The following is a 16,784-nucleotide window of genomic DNA, read 5'->3' as shown; positions in this document are numbered from 1 at the left end:
AAACCACCCCATCGTTGCTCAAAACGGGCGGTTAACCTGCGTTAAACCATCTTTGCGCGCCCTTTGGCATCTGCTATCAGCGCTGCCATGACAACGCCGCTTTCCCACATTCGCAATTTCTCCATCGTCGCCCATATCGACCATGGCAAATCCACCCTGGCCGATCGGCTGATTCAGCTCACGGGGGGATTGGACCTGCGCGAGATGAAGGCGCAGGTGCTCGACTCGATGGATATCGAGCGTGAACGCGGCATCACCATCAAGGCGCAGACCGTGCGCCTGAAATACACCGCGCTCAATGGCGAGGATTATATCCTCAACCTGATCGACACCCCCGGCCATGTCGACTTCGCCTATGAGGTTTCCCGCTCCATGGCCGCCGTCGAAGGCAGCCTGCTGGTGGTTGACGCCTCCCAGGGCGTTGAGGCGCAGACCCTGGCCAATGTCTATCACGCGCTCGATGCCAATCATGAGATCGTGCCCGTCCTCAACAAGGTCGATCTGCCCGCCGCCGATATTCCGCGCGTCAAGCAGCAGATCGAGGACGTCATCGGCATCGATGCCTCCGAAGCGCTGGAAATTTCGGCCAAGACCGGCATCGGCATCGATACCGTGCTCGAAGCCATCGTGCATCGTCTGCCCGCCCCCAAGGGCGAGGCCGATGCCCCGCTCAAGGCGCTGCTGGTCGATAGCTGGTACGATACCTATCTGGGCGTGGTCGTGTTGATCCGCGTCATCGATGGCACGGTCAAGAAGGGCCAGAAGATCCGCATGATGGCCTCCAAGGCCACCTATGAGCTTGATCGCGTCGGCGTGTTCACCCCCAAGCTGGTCGAAGTGCCCTCGCTGGGCCCCGGCGAGCTAGGCTTTTTCACCGCCTCGATCAAGGAAGTGGCCGATACCAATGTCGGCGACACCATTACCGACGACAAGAAGCCCACCGCCAAGGCGCTGCCCGATTTCCGTCCGGCCCAGCCCGTGGTGTTCTGCGGCCTGTTTCCGGTCGATGCCTCCGATTTTGACGAGCTGCGCGCCGCCATGGGCAAGCTGCGGCTCAACGACGCCAGCTTCTCCTATGAAATGGAAACCTCAGCCGCGCTGGGCTTTGGCTTCCGCTGCGGCTTTCTGGGCCTGCTGCATCTCGAAATCATCCAGGAGCGCCTCAGCCGCGAGTTCAATCTCGATCTGATCGCGACGGCCCCGTCGGTGGTCTACGAGATCGCCATGACCGATGGCTCAACCATCCATCTGCACAATCCGGCCGATCTGCCCGATGTGATGAAGATCGAGGAGATCCGCGAGCCCTGGATCAAGGCGACCATTCTGACCCCGGACGAGTATCTCGGCTCCATCCTCAAACTGTGCCAGGATCGCCGCGGCATTCAGCGCAATCTCAGCTATGTCGGCAGCCGCGCGCTGGTCGAATATGATCTGCCGCTCAACGAAGTCGTGTTCGATTTCTATGATCGGTTGAAGTCGATTTCCAAGGGCTATGCCAGCTTCGATTACACCCTGGCCGATCATCGCGCCGGCGATCTGGTCAAGCTGTCCGTGCTGGTCAATGCCGAGCCGGTCGATGCGCTCAGCATGCTGGTGCACCGTTCGGTGGCCGAAACCCGCGGTCGCATCATGTGCGAAAAGCTCAAGGAGCTGATCCCGCCGCACCTGTTCGTCATTCCGATCCAGGCGGCCATTGGCGGCAAGATCATCGCCCGCGAAACCGTCCGCGCCATGCGCAAGGACGTGACGGCAAAATGCTATGGCGGCGACGCCACGCGCAAGCGCAAGCTGCTCGAAAAGCAGAAAAAGGGCAAAGCCAAGATGCGCCAATACGGCAATGTCGAAATCCCGCAGGAAGCCTTCATCAAGGCGCTCAAGATGGGCGACGAATAGGCTGCGGCAAACGGCTCAGAATGGTGCACCGCGCTGCCACACCCATCGTTCGTCACCCTCGGCCTTGAGCCGAGGGCACTGTGCTGGCCGAAACTGCCATTAAGTAAAGACCCCTTGGGTTAAACCCGAGGGTGGCGATACGGATCTACTACGTCCAAAAATGCCCCCGCCCAACCTCCCCCTGACAGGGGGAGGCGCAGTCCGGCAATTCTGGCACTACCGTGCCCCACCCACATGGCCATCCCTCCCCCGTCAGGGGGAGGCTAGGTGGGGGCTCCGGCGGGGCTGTTCCCCAATCTCGCCCCACCCCCGATGTCATCCCGGCTTAGAGTCGGGATCCATCCTGAGATGTTTCACACATAGGATCGTGGAACGGCCACAACCTCGTCCCTCCGGGGAGAGGCCGGCGCACAGCGCCGGGTGAGGGGCGCCTACGCCTTAAAACAGTTCTCGCGGTGCCAGCTCAAAAACGCCGGATGCGGCCGTTTCCGCTTCATCAAACGTAGACCTGCCGCGCGCGACAACGCATCCTGCAGCATCCCATTGGATCAAATGCGAATGGACTGTCCGCGTGTTTTTGCCTAGCGCAACAGGCCACCCAGCGTCTTGCCGACTGCGCCAGAGGTTGCCGACACGGTATCCTTGACCGTTTCGGTCACGGTTTCGCTGACGCCCTTGGCGGTCTCGCGGGTGTTCGACACAGTCTGCTTGACCGCGCTTGAGACGGCCTGACCCACATTGGCGCCACTGGCCTTGGCCGCGTCTGCCGCGCCCTGGGCCGCGGAACTGGTGGCGGCGCCGACACTGCCGGCACTGCTAGCGGCGCTATTGGCCGCCGAGGATGCGGCAGCTGAGCCGCTCTTGGCGGCAGCCGAAACGGCTTCACTAAAGGCGCGGCCGCTCTGTTTGCTCTGGGCGGCAGCGGCTTGGGCCTTAGGGGTTGTTGTGCCCGGCTCGACTTCAACACCCTTGAAGGTGAACACATTGCTGGCGCCGGGGCCCTCAACGATCAGCGGCACCGAACTGGTCACACTGGCGCTCTGGCCGGGGAGGATATCGGTGACCAGATCGCGCTTGGAATCCTGCACCTGAACCACGCCGCGCGACACGGTCACGCTGGCGCTTTGGGCATCGGCGCGCACAGTAAAGCGCGTACCCTTGACCACCGCGGCCAGATATTTCGTCTGCACCGAGAAGTGCTGCACATTGCGCCGCTCGGCCTCGATCGACACCGTGCCGAAATCCTGCAGCACCGTGGTCATCAGTTCGGCCCCTGCATCCTTAATGCGGATCTGGGTATTGCCCTCAAGCTCAATGGTTTCGCGGCCACGGGCCAGTCCGGCCCGGCCGTCGCTGCCGGTCTTGAGATAGCGGTTATCGGCAATCACGTCGCCGCGCGACACCGCCACCCAGCTCATCCCGATCTTCTGGGTCACCTCGCCGCGCACACGCTGTACGGTCCAGTCTGCCGCCCAGACGGGCGTACTCAACAGCAAGGCGAGCAGTACAACAACAAAACGCATGGCGGTTCCCCCGGAGTTAGTGCCGCGACCATGGGTGTCCGGCCTTGCCAACTCCTTACAACGCATCGATTCTGGCGGATTGCCTGCGCCAAGGGTGAACACGGGCTGAATCGATTTGATACAATCCAGGCTTGTCGCGCACTCAATTACCCATCGCACTCATCGTCCGGCGTCTGTCGCCCCCATGCCCCAGCTTTCCTTGCCTCTCCACCCCCGCAGTGCTAAAGCACATCCCACGTTTTCAGCCTTTCAAGGCTTGCCCAAGCTACCGGTGTTCCCGGGGCGCTGGTGATCCCCAGAACCTTGTCAACGTTTCTGCCCCCGCATGCATGTTGCTACGGGGAAATGCCCGTTCTCTGAAGCACGGGCGAATTCGGATCTCACGCTCATGGCCACCAACGGCACAGTCAAATTCTTCAACGCCACCAAGGGTTTTGGTTTCATCCAGCCTGACGAAGGCGGCGAAGACACTTTCGTTCACATCTCGGCAGTTGAACGCGCTGGCCTGTCCAGCCTCAATGAAGGCCAGAAGGTCTCGTTCGAGATCGAAAAGGGCCGCGACGGTCGCGCTAGCGCAACCAATATCGCCGTTCTCTAAACCAGTCTTGCGGGTCGCCGTTCTGATACGGCGGCCCGTAATCTCTTTGCGGAACTGATTTCATGCACAAATACTCCGTCGGCCAGACCCTTGAATTGCTTCCCCTGCACGGCAGCAGCGCCCGCAAGGCCGCCGCCTGCGAGATCGTTGCCCTGCTCCCCTATGAGGGGCACATGGTGCAGTACAAGGTGCAGTCCCAGCTTGAAGCCTTTCAGCGCATTGTCAGCGAAGCCGACCTGCGCGTCCCTGCCGACGCGGTTTCCGAGCAGTAGGCCCAACCCTCTGGGCGCCTGCTGAAAAATGTTACCACCACGCCGCTGGTGATCAGCTATCATCGGTGTCATGAGCAACACTTCCGCCACGACGCTGTCTGATTTCACCCTGCCCAGGCTTGATGGCTCGCCCCAGCCCCTGTCGGCCTATGCCGGCAAGCTGGTACTGGTGGTCAATACCGCCTCGCGCTGCGGCCTCACCCCCCAGTTTGAGGGGCTCGAGGCGCTCTATCGCACCTATGGCGCGCGCGGTCTGGTCATTCTGGGCTTTCCATCCAATCAGTTCGGCGGTCAGGAACCGGGCAGCGCTACCGAGATAGCTGCCTTCTGCGCCATCAATTACGCGGTGACCTTTCCCATGTTCGCCAAGATTGATGTCAACGGCCCGAATGAAAGCCCGTTCTATACCTGGCTAAAGGCAGATCATCCCGGCGATATCGAATGGAACTTCGCCAAGTTCCTGATTGGGCGCGATGGCCTTGTGGCCCAGCGGGCCGTGCCCGATACCACGCCAGATGTTCTGATCCACGCCATTGAGCGCCGCCTCTAGCGCAGCGCCGTTTTACTCAGGATGGTCATGTCAGCCTCCCCAGCACCGGTCGCTCCCGGCACGCCCGTCAGCCCGCATCTGTCCATTACCTACTGCACCCAGTGCAACTGGTTGCTGCGTTCGGCCTGGATGGCCCAGGAAGTGCTGTCCACCTTCAGCCTCGAAATGGGCGCGGTTACCCTGGTCCCCGGCACGGGCGGCGTCTTCGAGATCAGGCTTGATGGTGAGCTGCTCTGGGAGCGCAAGCGCGATGGTGGCTTCCCCGACGTCAAGACGCTCAAGCAGATGGTGCGCGACCGCATCGACCCCGATCGTGATCTCGGCCATATCGACGGCACCAAACTAAGCACTTCCAATTCTTCGGAGTCTGGCTAGTCTTGGCGAACAAAGCGGCCACTGCCGGTCGTTGCTAGAGTGGAGGCCCAGCGTCATGGCGCACAAATTCAAGATCACCCCAGCTGCCAACGAACAGTTCAAGTTCGCATTTGTCTACAATGCCGAGTCCATTGTGTGGTCCGAGAACTACAAGGCCAAGGCCAGCGCCAAGTCCGCTATTGAATCGCTCAAGAAAAACGCCCCCGACGCCGCCACGGTCGATCTGACCAAGGACGAAACCGGTTCGGGCTATCGCTTCGAGATCGCCGGCTCCAAGGATGGCCAGTTCTTTGTCCGCTTCGTCGCCTCCAATGGCGAAACCATGGTCCGTTCGGAAACCTACAAGGCCAGGGCCAGTGCCGTGAACGCCATTGAGTCAGTCAAGAAGAACGGCCCGGGCGCCGAAGTTCTCGACGAGGCATAAAGCCCATTTCCAATCCGTGATGGGCTGGTTTAGTCTCCCGGCAAAGCCAATTTCGGGAGACTGCCGCCTCATGCCATCCTTCACCAAGCTTCTTGCCGCCGCCGCGGCGACCCTCACATTGGGCCTGAGCGCTGCCGCAGCCCAGGACCTGCCCGATCTGGACGGTCGCGAGATCGTCGCTGTCACCGAAAACGCCTATGTGCCGCTCAATTTCGCTGATCCGGCAACCGGCGAAGGTATTGGCTTTGAATATGACCTGTTCAACGAGATTGCCAGCCGCCTCAATGCCAAGGTGACCTGGGAACTCGCCAGCTGGGACGTGATGATCCAGGCCGTGCGCGATGGCCAGTTCGAAGTGGGCATGGATGGCATCACTATCAATGACGAGCGCAAGGAACAGATCGATTTCTCCGACAGCTATCTGACCAGCCAGCAGCTCATGCTGGTGCGTGCTGACGAAACCCGCTTTGAGGGCGCTGAGAGCTTTGCCGCAAATGCCGATTTCCTGGTTGGCGCCCAGGCAGGCACCACCAATTTCTATGTCGCGGTCTATAATGTCCTTGATGGCGACGAAGCCAATCCACGCATCAAGCTGTTCGAGACTTTCGGGGCATCCGTGCAGGCACTGCAGGCGGGCGATGTTGACACCGTGCTGATGGATCAGACCTCGGCCAATGGTTATATCGGCGCCAATCCCGGGGCCTTCAAAGTCGTCGGCACCCCGCTGGGCACCGAGGATTTCGGCTTTATCCTGACACCGGGTTCCGATCTGGTTGAGCCCATCAATGCCGCTCTGGCCCAGATCAAGGCTGATGGCACCATCGACGCCCTGAAGCAGAAATGGTTCTTCGAATATAATTCTGCGCAATAGCTCTCTCGCCTCGCCCTCGGGAGAGGGCGGCGCCCTGGGCAGAGCAAGGGGGCCTGCGCTCGCCTCGCCTGACCGATTCAGCCCCCCAAACGGTACCTCCCCCTTGATGGGAGAGGTGGCAACGGGTGATGGCCAGACGCAATTTCTACCCGAACCAACGGCGTTCATGACCTATATCCCGCGCAAGCCGTCGATCTTTGCCCGCACGCCATGGTGGCTCATGGCCATCCTGTTGCTCTTCGTGCTGGGTTATTGGGGCATCGCCAACGATGCCGGCTATGCCCAGATCTTCAACGCCGTCTCGGGTGGTCTGGTGACCACCCTCTGGGTCACCGGCGTTGCCTTTACCGCCGCCACACTGCTTGGTCTGCTGGTGGCGCTGGGCCGCATCTCCGACAATCGCATCCTGCGCGAACTGGCCAGCTTCTATGTCGAGATCATTCGCGGCATTCCCGTGCTGGTCTTCCTGTTTTATGTCGCCTTTGTCGGCGCCCCCGGCATGGTCGCCGCGCTCAACTGGCTGCTGCAGCCCTTCGATGCCGCCATCACCATCCGCCAGTTCGACTTCGCCTGGCGCGCCATTGTGGCGCTGAGTGTCTGCTATTCCGCCTTCATCGCCGAGATATTTCGCGCCGGCATCGAATCCGTTGATCGCGGCCAGCTTGAGGCGGCCCGTTCGCTCGGTCTGAGCCGCTGGAAGTGCTTTCGCCTGATCACCGCGCCCCAGGCCCTGCGCACTATTCTGCCGCCGCTGGCCAATGACTTCGTCTCCATGATCAAGGACAGCGCGCTGGTCTCGGCCCTGGGCGTGCAGGACATCACCCAGCTGGGCAAGGTTTACTCATCGGGAACCTTCAAGTTCTTCGAGACCTATAACGTGGTGGCACTGCTCTATCTCACGCTGACCATTTCGCTGTCGTTGCTGGTCCGCCTTCTTGAGCGCCATCTGCGCCAAAAGCGGAACTGACCCTTGCGCGGACCGTTTCCGCGGACCATCTGTGCACCACCTACTGGGGAGCCTGCTCATGAACCGTCTTGCCGCCATCGCTCTTACCGCCACGCTTGCCGTCACACTTGCCGCCTGTGGCGATAGCCGCGAGGTTGGCAGCGTCGGGGTCGACTGGACCGGCAATGACATTGCCATCGACGCGCTGGCCGATCCCGAGGTCGAGGGCGTTGTCTGCCATCTGGCCTATTTCAACCGCTCTTTCATTGATCGTGTCAGCCAGGGTAACTGGTTCGAGGATCCCTCCTATTCCGCGCTCGATTGCTCGGTCACCGGCCCCATCACCATCGGCGATATTGCCACCAAGAGCGGCGGCGAGGAGATCTTCAAGGAAGGCCGTTCGCTGGTCTGGAAGTCGCTGCGCGTCACCCGCGTCTATGATGCGGCCAACAATTCGCTGATCTATCTCGCCCATGCCCGCGAAATCCAGCAGGGCAGTGGCAAGATGAGCCTGTCGGTCATTCCACTCGCCACCGAGCAGGTCGTCTGGACCAATGGCGCACCCGCCCGTCCGGCCGCCCAGTAGCGTGGTTATCGCCCCTATGCTGCCTTGAGCCAAGCCCTTGGAACGGCTTGGCGTTTAAGCGCGCTACAACATAAAAACATTCCGCTTCGTGCCGCTTCTAAGCGGCGCGGCGAAATCCTATCTTGCAGTCACGCAAACCTGGGTCGGCAACGGCCCCGCAAGGAAGAGCAACATGTCCATTTTGATTGGCGACACCGCCCCCGATTTCACCGCTGATTCCAGCGAAGGCCCGATCCATTTCCACGATTACATTGAAGGCTCCTGGGCTGTGCTGTTCAGCCATCCCAAGAATTTCACCCCGGTTTGCACCACGGAACTGGGCTTCACCGCCAAGCTCAAGCCTGAATTCGACAAGCGTGGCGTCAAGGTTCTCGGCCTTTCGGTCGACAAGCTCGAAGATCATGCCGGCTGGGCCAAGGACATCGAGGAAACCCAGGGCACCGCGCTCAATTTCCCGCTTCTGGCTGACACCGATGGATCGGTTGCGCGCAAGTACGACATGATCCACCCCAATGCCGACAACTCGCTGACCGTGCGCTCGGTCTTCGTCATCGGGCCCGACAAGAAGGTCAAGCTCAAGATCGAGTATCCGGCATCGACGGGCCGCAACTTCAATGAAGTCCTGCGCGTCATCGACAGCCTGCAGTTGACCGCCAAGCATCAGGTCGCCACCCCGGTGAACTGGGAGAACGGCGACGACGTCATCATCGTCCCTGCCGTCAGCAATGATGCGGCCAAGGCGAAATTCCCCGAGGGCTGGAAGGAACTCAAGCCCTATCTGCGCATTGTTCCTCAGCCCCGCGATTGATCGCGACGGCGCACAGTTTTCTCCCTGACGATACTGGGCGGTGGCATTGGCTACCGCCCTTTTTTTGTGCGCAAACCGGCCTTGCCATGGTTTTGCAGCCCCGCTGTAAGCTCGTCTTAATCGCTGCCGCGCACAATCGGGCTTGGGAGAAGACATGGCATGCGCAGACTGATCACTTGGCTCACATTTGCCGACGCAGATATGACCATTGCCCGGGCACAATTGCAGGAGCTTCAGAACCATCTGCCCCTGCTCTATAGCCTGCTGATCTCAAGTGCCGCGCTGCTGGCCTGGACCTATTTCGATTTCGCGCCGCTCTGGATGACCCTGGGTACGCTGGCCTTCGTCGCCGCAGTCTGCCTGTCGCGCATTCCCTTCTGGATACGCCTGCGCGCGCTCGAAATATCGGAGAACGATGTGCTGCGCCATCTGCGCCGCACCATCTGGCTTTCGGGCGTAATGGCTGTGTTGTTCATCGGCTGGGCCATGCTGCTCGACGGCTATGGCACCGCCCATGAGCATGCCTATTCCGCTATTTTTATTGCCACCACCGTCATCTGCAGCATGTTCTGCCTGATGCATCTGCCCCAGGCGGCTACCATGGTCGTGCTCGTGGTGACCCCGGTTTATGTCGGCTACTACGCCTATGTCGGGGTCGATCAGGTATTCTTTGCCATCTCGCTCAATGTGGTGCTGGTGGTGCTGGTGATGATGAAGGTGCTGTTCCGCGCCTTTGATACCTTTACCACCATGATCCGCGCGCGCACCGAGATCACCGCGCGCCACGATGAGGTGGAAAAGCTCAACGCGGAGAACGAGCGTCTTGCCAATACCGATGCGCTGACCGGGCTGACCAATCGCCGCCATTTCTTTGCTGAACTGCGCCGCTGGATTGCCGATGATGGTGCCCGGTTCACCCTGGTCCTGCTCGACTTCGATCAGTTCAAACCTATCAACGACAATTACGGCCACCCCGCCGGCGATCGCCTGCTGGCCGGCATTGGTGATCGCCTCAACAAGTTGTGCAGCGCCGATGTGGTGGTCTCGCGCCTGGGCGGTGACGAGTTCGGCATGCTGATCCGGCTTGATGGCCTTTCCACCGACCAGTGCGTGCAACGCGCCCACGCCGCTGTCACCACGCCGGTGCAGGTCTGTGCCGACCGGCTCTCGGTCGGGTGCTCGATTGGTTGTGCCCGTTTCCCCACAGGCGCGCGCACGGCCGAGGAACTGTTCAACCAGGCCGATCAGGCCCTTTATGTGAACAAGCGCGCCAGCAAGCCCGAGCCGGGCGTCCACGCCGCTGTCTAGCGACGCCTTCAGGCCTGTCCAGACGGGCCACCGGCTTGATCCGCATCAACGCGGTCGCGCCGCAATGCGCTAGCCTGTCGGGGCATTCTGGAGACGCCCATGGCTACGCTTGTGCTGTTCTATTCGGCGACCGGCAATACCCGTAAGGCTGCCACGGCATTGGCGGGCGCGTTGGGGGCCGAGCTGTGCGAGATTACCTGTAGCGCCTATGCAAAAGGCTTCTGGGGCCCGTTCCGCAAGGCTTATGATGTGCTGGCAGGGCGCAATCCGCCTGTCGAGATTCCGGAAATGGCCGATCAGGTCTGGGATATGATCGTGCTCGGTTCCCCGGTCTGGGGGCGCGGCCTGCGCCGCCCATACGCAGCTATCTGCGGCGCGATGGAGGTCACTATGCCCGCCTGGCAATGTTCGTGACGGCATCGGGTACCAGTCCGAAATACCCGCCCGGCCGGGCGATTGAGGAGATGATGATTTTGTCTCGGCTGCCACCGCAGCACACCTGCATCTTCACCGAGGCGCAGATCAATGGGCCGGACTTTACCGCCGCAATCACGGCCTGCGCCGACAAGATGCAGCCCGGCCTATAGCCGGTCCGCTGGCGCATGGTGGCGGGCGGCATCAGCCGCCCCGTCTCATCAGTGCATGCTGGCGTAGGGGAAGAGCGCCTGCAGGTTCAAAATCGCGATCAGCCGGTCTTCCTGGCGCACCAGGCGCGAAACCTTGGCGCTGTCGGGATCACCGCCGCTGTTTGGGGCGGCGCGGAATTCATCGTCCTTGGCAAAGATAATGTCGGAAACCGAATCCACCAGAATGCCGACATTGGTTTCGCCCAGCGATACCACAAGCACCACATGCCCGGGTTCTGGCTGCAGGCGCTGTCCGCCCAGCATGGCCGAAAGGTCGTGCACTTCAACCACGGTGCCGCGAATGTCGAGCACGCCACAGGCCGAATAGGATCCATCAGGCAGTTCGGTGGTCGGCGACCAGCTGCGAATTTCGCGCACCGCCATAATGTCCACGCCATAGCCCTTGTCGCCAGCCGAAAAGGTCACGAACTGGTTGGCGGGACCGGCGAGAACGCTGTCCTGTCCGCCCTCGGCGACCTCAAATTCCATTGCTGTGCTCATCAAAAACTCCGCTTCCGCTGCTCGTTAGCGCCATCTCACATCGTCGACAAAGCGCGCGTCACGCCTCATCTGGCCAACCCATTGTTGATGGAAATGATTTCGAAACCATTGAATAAATTCCGCATCTACCATTAATCGTCACGACATTTGTCTGCGCTGAAGCGACTAAGTATCTGGTATCTTTTCCGTTTTTCGAGCGCGCCAGAAAATTCGGAAAAACAGTATTTGTACGGGCGCGCCTGTCGCCGCAGCATTTCCCGGTGAATCGCGGCAAACGCTAGGGCGTTACCGCCGCCGACTGGGGTGAAGCGCCCATCAGCCGGGTCATGCGCACCGCGGCCACAAAGCCCAACGCTGCCATGCTGGCGGCCAGCACGAACACCGGAATGATCGCCTGTTCGATTGCCGTAACGCTCACCGCCTGGGCATAGCCAGCCAGATTGGCCGCTACCCCCGCCAGCGCCGCGCCAATGGCATTACCCGCCGACTGGGTGGTCGGTACCATGGCGGACACACGGTCGCGTTCGCCGCTGCGCGCGGCTTCCATCAATGTGAGGCTGAGATAGCCATTGGCCATCCCAAACCCGGCCCCGACGGACAGTTGTCCGGCGACAACCAGCGCCACCTGATCGTTGAGCAGGCCCGCCAGCACCGCCAGCAAACCCACGCCCAGCAGCATCGGTCCGCTGATGATCAGCGCGCGCCGCGTTTCGATCCGGCGCACATTAGCCACCGCAATGGCCGACAGGCTCCATGCCACCGACAGCACGGCCGCTGTCGCGCCGGCCAGCGTTGGCCCGTAGCCCCACAATTGCTGCAGCAACAGTACCAGGTAAACCGCCGACATGGCGCCAGCCACGGGCATCAGCAATACCACCCACAGCCCGCTCCCCACTACTGAGCCCGGCCAGAACGCATCGGGCGGCATCAATCGGGTGCGGGCACGCCGGTCCAGCACGACCATGCCTGAGAGCAGGGCCATCGCACCCACCAGTAGCCCAGCCGCCTGCAAGGGCAGACTCAGGCTGGCCAGTGCCACCAGCATGATACCGCTGCCCACCATCAACAGGCGAACGCCGGGGAAGTCAGCATTGTCCTGTGGTGCTCCTTTGCTGTTGGGCACCACGCGCCAAACCATGGCGGCAAAAATGATCGCCAGCGGCACGCTTACCAAAAACGCAGCCCGCCATGAAATGAACTCGGTCAGAATGCCCGCGCCCAACGGCCCGCCAAAAGCGGCAACTGCCCAGACCACGGCCTGCATGCCAAACACCTTGGGCACCAGCCGGGAGGGGAACAGTTCGGGTATAAGCGCAAAGCAGATCGCGGCGACCACGCCTTCGCCCAGCCCCTGCAGAATGCGTCCGATCAGCACGGTCTCCATATTGGAGGCCCCGGCGCAGACCAGCGATCCCGCCATGAAAACTGCTGCCGCGCTCAGCAGCGCAACTCGGGCGCCCAGCAATTGCTTGAACAGGGCGGCTCCGGCGCCCCCCATAATGGCAAACACCAGAAACAGTGTCAGCGCCCAACTGATCAGCGCCACCCCATTCAGCTCCTGAACGGCAGTCGGCAGCGCAGTCGAGGTCAGGAAGACATTAAACGCCAGCAGCGCCACGCCCAGACACAGGATCAGCGTCACGGTCGCGTAGCGTGGTCCGAACACTTCGGCCCAGCGCCCCGTGCTCTCGCTCTGGTCAGTCATGGCGTACCCTCATCATTTTCCAAGCCATGCCTTGATATACCGGTAAATTAAAAAAGCAATAGCTTGTTTAATTGCTGGGTCGTCAAACCTCATCTTAACGCGTCTCGGTCCACATTGGCCTCACCCCGATCCAGGACCCTGCCGTGACCAATTCTGCCCCTCATCGTGCCACACCCGACTGGCGCCTGGTTCTGCTGGTGCTGGCGGCTGCCATCGCCATTCTGGTCATTCGCGCCGTGATTGGCCGCGCTGGCATGCCGTTTTTCGCCGATACCGATGATGCCATGCGCATGGTCATGGTCCGCGACTTTCTGCACGGCCAGCCTTGGTACGATCTGACGGCACATCGTCTCAATACCCCCTTCGGCGCCGAACTGCACTGGTCGCGCCTGGTCGATATGCCCATTGCCATTCTGGTCATGATCTTCACCCCACTTCTGGGGCCTGATACGGCCATGATCGCCGCCGGTTATGTCTGGCCCATGGCTTTGCTGGGCGTGCTGCTCTGGTTCAGTGCGCTGCTGGCCAATCGCCTGGTGGGGCCAGAAGGCGTGCTGCCCGCCTTGGTCCTGCCCGTGCTCAATCCGGCCATCACCGCCGAGTTCACGCCGGGGCGGGTTGATCACCACAACGTCGTCATCATTCTGACTCTGGCCACCGCCTGGGCTGCGGTCGAATCTGTGCGGCGGCCCCGCTTTGCCATTGTCTGTGGCCTGCTTGCCGCCACGGCGCTGGCCATTGCCACCGAATCCCTGCCGGTCATCGCCGCCGCCATTCTGGCCGCAGGCCTGCTATGGGTCTTTGCTGTCACCAAAGCCGCCACCATGCGCAATTTCGGCCTGGCCTTTGCGGCAGGTTGCGCCGTTCACCTGGCAATCTTCCGCCTGCCCAATCGCTGGTTTGAGGCGGCCTGCGATGTGCTTTCGCCGGTCTACCTCAGCGTGGCGCTGGCGGTAGCGGCCACCTTCACGCTGGCCAGCCTGATGCCCGTACAGGGGCGCTGGCAGCGTTTCGGCGCACTGGCGGTGCTGGGTGGTCTGGGTATGGGGCTGGTCGCTCTGGCGTTCCCCCAATGCCTGCACGGGCCCTATGGCGAGCTTGACCCGTGGCTACAGGCCAACTGGATCGCCGGCATCGTCGAGGCCAAGCCATGGGCCGCCAGCGTCTTTGAATTGCCCGCCTATGCCATTGCTGTGGGCATTCCCGCGCTGCTCGGTACGCTGGTCGTGCTCTATCGCCTCTGGCGGGTGCAGCAGGGGCGCGCCGAATGGACCGTCTTGCTGGCCTTTGTGCTGTGCACCGCGCTGATCATGCTGGCCCAGATACGCGGCGCCCGACTGACTGTCATGCCGGCCATGCCGGCCGCGGCCTGGCTCATCGTGGCGGCGCGCCAGCGCTATCTCGCCCAGCCCAGGCTGGGTACAATCCTGGGGCTGGCCGGCAGTTGGCTCGCCTTTTCCGGCGTGGTGCTGGCGCTGGTCGTCACGCTGATGGTCAATCTGGCGCCCGGTCGCGCGCAGGACGTGGCGCAGGCCCGCGCCAGCAAGGAGCCCTGTCTGGTGCCCGCGGCCTTTGCCGATCTCGCCGCCTTGCCGCCCGAGCGCATCATGTCGCCCATCGATCTGGGCGCCCACATCATGCTCTACACCCCGCACGAGGTCGTCGCCGCTCCCTACCATCGCAACCAGCTGGGCGTGCGCGATGCCTTCCGCTTTTTCAACGATCCCATTGACGACGCGCGCGCCATCATTGAGCAGCGCGGCATTGGTCTGGTCGTGATCTGTCCGGCCATGTCCGAGGTCCGCGGTCTGGCCGACCGCGCCGATGACAGCTTCGCCGCGCTCTACGCTGCCGGCAACCTGCCGGCATGGCTGGTCGATGTCAGCCCGACCGATGCTGTGCTCAGGACTTTTGCGGTCCTGCCGCAATAAGCGCTTCCAGACCCAGTTCGGCCTGACGCTTGCGCGTCAGCTTTGCGGCGACCAGCCGATGCGCCTCGCGCACATAGGCTTGCAGTTCATCGCTGCTCAGTGGTGCCCCCGGCAAAACCTGCACCCATTTGGCACGTGCCAGATAAGGGGCAGGGCGAACCTGTTCGAGTTCGGGCAGCAGGTCATAGCTCATCGGGGAGCACTTGAAGCTCAACCCCAGATCGCCATCGGTGGCCCAGCCCGATAGCAGCGCAAATATCTTGTCCCCGACCTTGGCGACGCTGGCATTGCCCCATTGATGCACCAGCGTTACGCCGGGCAGGCTCAGCACAAATGCTTCAAAGCCCGTCCGGTCCATCAATGCGCTATCGGTGACAGTCATCGTGCACAGTCTGTTAGCCAATAGGGCCCTCTGGCAAGCGCTTGGTCAGCCAGATTTGTTCCCGCTTGCCTAGGCAGCAGAAACGCCCAGCCCGATCGGGCAACTCACTCCGGTCCCCTGCAACCCGCAATAACCAGCCGGGTTTTTGGCCAGATATTGCTGGTGATAGGTTTCGGCATAGTAGAATTCGGGCGCAGGCCTGATCTCGGTGGTGATCGCCCCCAAACCTTTGGCGCTCAGGGCTTTTTGGTAGGCAGCGCGGCTCTGGTCCACTATTTTGGCCTGGGCATCGGTGGTCGTATAGATCGCCGAACGATACTGCGTGCCCACATCATTGCCCTGCCGCATCCCCTGGGTCGGGTCGTGCTCTTCCCAGAATGTCTTGAGCAGGCTGTCCAGGCTCACCTTGGCGGGGTCGAACACCACCTTAACTGCCTCGGTATGCCCGGTTTTCCCCGAGCAGGTCTCATCATAGCTCGGATTGGGCGTGGAGCCGCCCTGATAGCCCACCGCCGTCACGATGACCCCCGGGATCTCCCAGAACAACCGCTCGGCGCCCCAGAAACAGCCCAAAGCCACATAGATGGTTTCGGCACCTTCGGGATAGGGGCCCTTGAGCGCTTCGCCATTGACGAAATGCGTAGCGGCAACAGGCATTTGGGTGTCGCGGCCGGGTAGAGCCTCGGCAGCGGACGGGATACTGGTCGGCTTGGATTTGAAGAACATGTCTTTTCCTTTCACGGCACTATTCGGCCCATTGCCGGAAACAGTTACATCACTCAGATCTGGTCCTGCCGCAGGAAGCGCTCGCGACGCGGCTTGCGGCCCAGCAGCGCCAGGATTATTCCCGGAACGCCAATCACCGCAAAGGCGGGGTAGCCCAGCAGCGTCGCCAGCGTCGCATCGAGCAGGTCTTCAAAGAACCGACTATCAAAAAACGCCTGCACGCCCACCAGACTATCGGGATGCAATTGCGTCCACAGATCAGCCAGACTGGTCAGGATCAGAGCATTTGCTCCCAGTGACTTGGTGCCGTCGATAACCAGCAGGACAAGCGCCAGGGCGATCAGCCAGGTGCCCGCAAATCTCAATATAAGCCGCATTCACTTTCCCTGTGCCGGCGGGACAAGTTAAGGCTGGCCTGCCTGTTTCCACCCCGCGCACGGCCTCTTTGTGCCATGTCCGCAGGACATCTCACAAGATGGGAAGCTCCTGCGACAAAAACAATTGTCATCGCTGCGTCGTGATCCCTTGCGCCCAGCCCGTTGATAAGTATATTGCGCCTCGCTCGCGTCGGCCAACCAGCCGGCTCCTCCGGTGTTTCCAGACCGGGGTTAAAGGCGATGCGGAGAGGTGGCCGAGTGGTCGAAGGCGCACGCCTGGAAAGTGTGTAGGCGGGGAACCGTCTCAAGGGTTCGAATCCCTTTCTCTCCGCCATTTCCCTGTTTATTCAGAAGTTTAGGTCGCCGTCGGCTGCGCCGCGGC

20 protein-coding genes, 1 tRNA gene and 1 pseudogene are annotated in these 16,784 nt (G+C 61.5%); 16 read left to right on the top strand and 6 right to left on the bottom strand.

Annotation, left to right across the window (positions count from 1 at the left end):
- The first annotated feature begins 87 nt into the window (after positions 1–87).
- Positions 88–1,893, top strand: coding sequence for a translation elongation factor 4 (gene lepA / locus AC0L37_RS17240; RefSeq protein ID WP_212659267.1), 1,806 nt, complete (start codon positions 88–90; stop codon positions 1,891–1,893).
- A gap of 581 nt (positions 1,894–2,474) precedes the next feature.
- Here the strand turns inward: lepA and AC0L37_RS17235 are convergent.
- Positions 2,475–3,416, bottom strand: a complete 942-nt coding sequence (locus AC0L37_RS17235; RefSeq protein ID WP_282222513.1) for a FecR domain-containing protein — start codon at positions 3,414–3,416, stop codon at positions 2,475–2,477.
- 388 nt (positions 3,417–3,804) lie between these two features.
- Here AC0L37_RS17235 and AC0L37_RS17230 point away from each other — a divergent pair, with 388 nt between their 5' ends.
- From AC0L37_RS17230 to AC0L37_RS17170, 13 genes and pseudogenes are all read left to right on the top strand, one after another.
- Positions 3,805–4,014, top strand: a complete 210-nt coding sequence (locus tag AC0L37_RS17230) for a cold-shock protein (protein ID WP_212659269.1) — start codon at positions 3,805–3,807, stop codon at positions 4,012–4,014.
- A 62-nt stretch (positions 4,015–4,076) separates the two neighbouring features.
- Positions 4,077–4,286 carry a hypothetical protein gene (locus AC0L37_RS17225; RefSeq protein ID WP_212659270.1) on the top strand — a complete coding sequence of 70 codons (210 nt, stop codon included), beginning with the start codon at positions 4,077–4,079 and terminating at the stop codon, positions 4,284–4,286.
- Between the two features lie 70 nt (positions 4,287–4,356).
- Positions 4,357–4,836, top strand: a complete 480-nt coding sequence (locus tag AC0L37_RS17220) for a glutathione peroxidase (protein ID WP_212659271.1) — start codon at positions 4,357–4,359, stop codon at positions 4,834–4,836.
- A 27-nt stretch (positions 4,837–4,863) separates the two neighbouring features.
- Positions 4,864–5,211 (top strand): Rdx family protein, encoded by a 348-nt coding sequence (locus tag AC0L37_RS17215; RefSeq protein WP_282222514.1) that lies wholly within the window; start codon positions 4,864–4,866, stop codon positions 5,209–5,211.
- A 55-nt stretch (positions 5,212–5,266) separates the two neighbouring features.
- A pseudogene (locus tag AC0L37_RS17210) lies at positions 5,267–5,374 on the top strand (YegP family protein); the annotation flags it as partial.
- A gap of 60 nt (positions 5,375–5,434) precedes the next feature.
- Entirely contained in the window at positions 5,435–5,635 is a 201-nt protein-coding gene (locus AC0L37_RS17205; RefSeq protein ID WP_249327886.1) for a YegP family protein, read from the top strand.
- 70 nt (positions 5,636–5,705) lie between these two features.
- On the top strand, positions 5,706–6,506 hold the full coding sequence (locus AC0L37_RS17200; RefSeq protein ID WP_212659274.1) for a transporter substrate-binding domain-containing protein: 801 nt from the start codon (positions 5,706–5,708) through the stop codon (positions 6,504–6,506).
- A 166-nt stretch (positions 6,507–6,672) separates the two neighbouring features.
- Positions 6,673–7,473 (top strand): amino acid ABC transporter permease, encoded by an 801-nt coding sequence (locus tag AC0L37_RS17195; RefSeq protein ID WP_282222963.1) that lies wholly within the window; start codon positions 6,673–6,675, stop codon positions 7,471–7,473.
- A gap of 58 nt (positions 7,474–7,531) precedes the next feature.
- On the top strand, positions 7,532–8,038 hold the full coding sequence (locus tag AC0L37_RS17190) for a CreA family protein (RefSeq protein ID WP_212659276.1): 507 nt from the start codon (positions 7,532–7,534) through the stop codon (positions 8,036–8,038).
- 172 nt (positions 8,039–8,210) lie between these two features.
- Positions 8,211–8,846, top strand: coding sequence for a peroxiredoxin (locus AC0L37_RS17185; RefSeq protein ID WP_212659277.1), 636 nt, complete (start codon positions 8,211–8,213; stop codon positions 8,844–8,846).
- Positions 8,847–9,005: 159 nt separating this feature from the next.
- On the top strand, positions 9,006–10,154 hold the full coding sequence (locus AC0L37_RS17180) for a GGDEF domain-containing protein (RefSeq protein ID WP_212659278.1): 1,149 nt from the start codon (positions 9,006–9,008) through the stop codon (positions 10,152–10,154).
- A gap of 99 nt (positions 10,155–10,253) precedes the next feature.
- Positions 10,254–10,568: a hypothetical protein gene (locus tag AC0L37_RS17175; protein WP_282222515.1), complete on the top strand. Its 315-nt coding sequence runs from the start codon at positions 10,254–10,256 to the stop codon at positions 10,566–10,568.
- Between the two features lie 50 nt (positions 10,569–10,618).
- A complete protein-coding gene (locus tag AC0L37_RS17170; protein ID WP_473313509.1) occupies positions 10,619–10,741 on the top strand; it encodes a hypothetical protein in 123 nt (40 codons plus the stop codon).
- A 48-nt stretch (positions 10,742–10,789) separates the two neighbouring features.
- Here the strand turns inward: AC0L37_RS17170 and AC0L37_RS17165 are convergent, their stop codons facing one another.
- Positions 10,790–11,281, bottom strand: a complete 492-nt coding sequence (locus AC0L37_RS17165; protein WP_212659280.1) for a chemotaxis protein CheW — start codon at positions 11,279–11,281, stop codon at positions 10,790–10,792.
- A 277-nt stretch (positions 11,282–11,558) separates the two neighbouring features.
- Positions 11,559–12,986, bottom strand: a complete 1,428-nt coding sequence (locus AC0L37_RS17160) for an MFS transporter (RefSeq protein ID WP_282222517.1) — start codon at positions 12,984–12,986, stop codon at positions 11,559–11,561.
- A gap of 143 nt (positions 12,987–13,129) precedes the next feature.
- Here AC0L37_RS17160 and AC0L37_RS17155 point away from each other — a divergent pair, with 143 nt between their 5' ends.
- On the top strand, positions 13,130–14,917 hold the full coding sequence (locus AC0L37_RS17155) for a hypothetical protein (RefSeq protein WP_282222518.1): 1,788 nt from the start codon (positions 13,130–13,132) through the stop codon (positions 14,915–14,917).
- Here AC0L37_RS17155 and AC0L37_RS17150 read toward each other — a convergent pair.
- The 3 genes from AC0L37_RS17150 to AC0L37_RS17140 all read right to left on the bottom strand — a co-directional run bounded on the left by AC0L37_RS17150 (position 14,889) and on the right by AC0L37_RS17140 (position 16,402).
- Positions 14,889–15,299 (bottom strand): MmcQ/YjbR family DNA-binding protein, encoded by a 411-nt coding sequence (locus AC0L37_RS17150; RefSeq protein WP_282222519.1) that lies wholly within the window; start codon positions 15,297–15,299, stop codon positions 14,889–14,891. The two genes, AC0L37_RS17155 and AC0L37_RS17150, sit on opposite strands and share 29 nt — an antisense overlap.
- 69 nt (positions 15,300–15,368) lie before the next feature.
- On the bottom strand, positions 15,369–16,025 hold the full coding sequence (gene msrA, locus AC0L37_RS17145) for a peptide-methionine (S)-S-oxide reductase MsrA (protein ID WP_282222520.1): 657 nt from the start codon (positions 16,023–16,025) through the stop codon (positions 15,369–15,371).
- A gap of 53 nt (positions 16,026–16,078) precedes the next feature.
- Positions 16,079–16,402, bottom strand: coding sequence for a hypothetical protein (locus tag AC0L37_RS17140; RefSeq protein WP_282222521.1), 324 nt, complete (start codon positions 16,400–16,402; stop codon positions 16,079–16,081).
- Between the two features lie 244 nt (positions 16,403–16,646).
- Here AC0L37_RS17140 and AC0L37_RS17135 point away from each other — a divergent pair.
- A tRNA-Ser gene (locus tag AC0L37_RS17135) sits at positions 16,647–16,736 on the top strand.
- Positions 16,737–16,784: the final 48 nt, after the last annotated feature.

This window comes from Devosia sp. J2-20, assembly GCF_055808475.1.
Note: the sequence above shows the minus strand (reverse complement) of the source record. Positions and strands in the feature narration are given on the sequence as shown.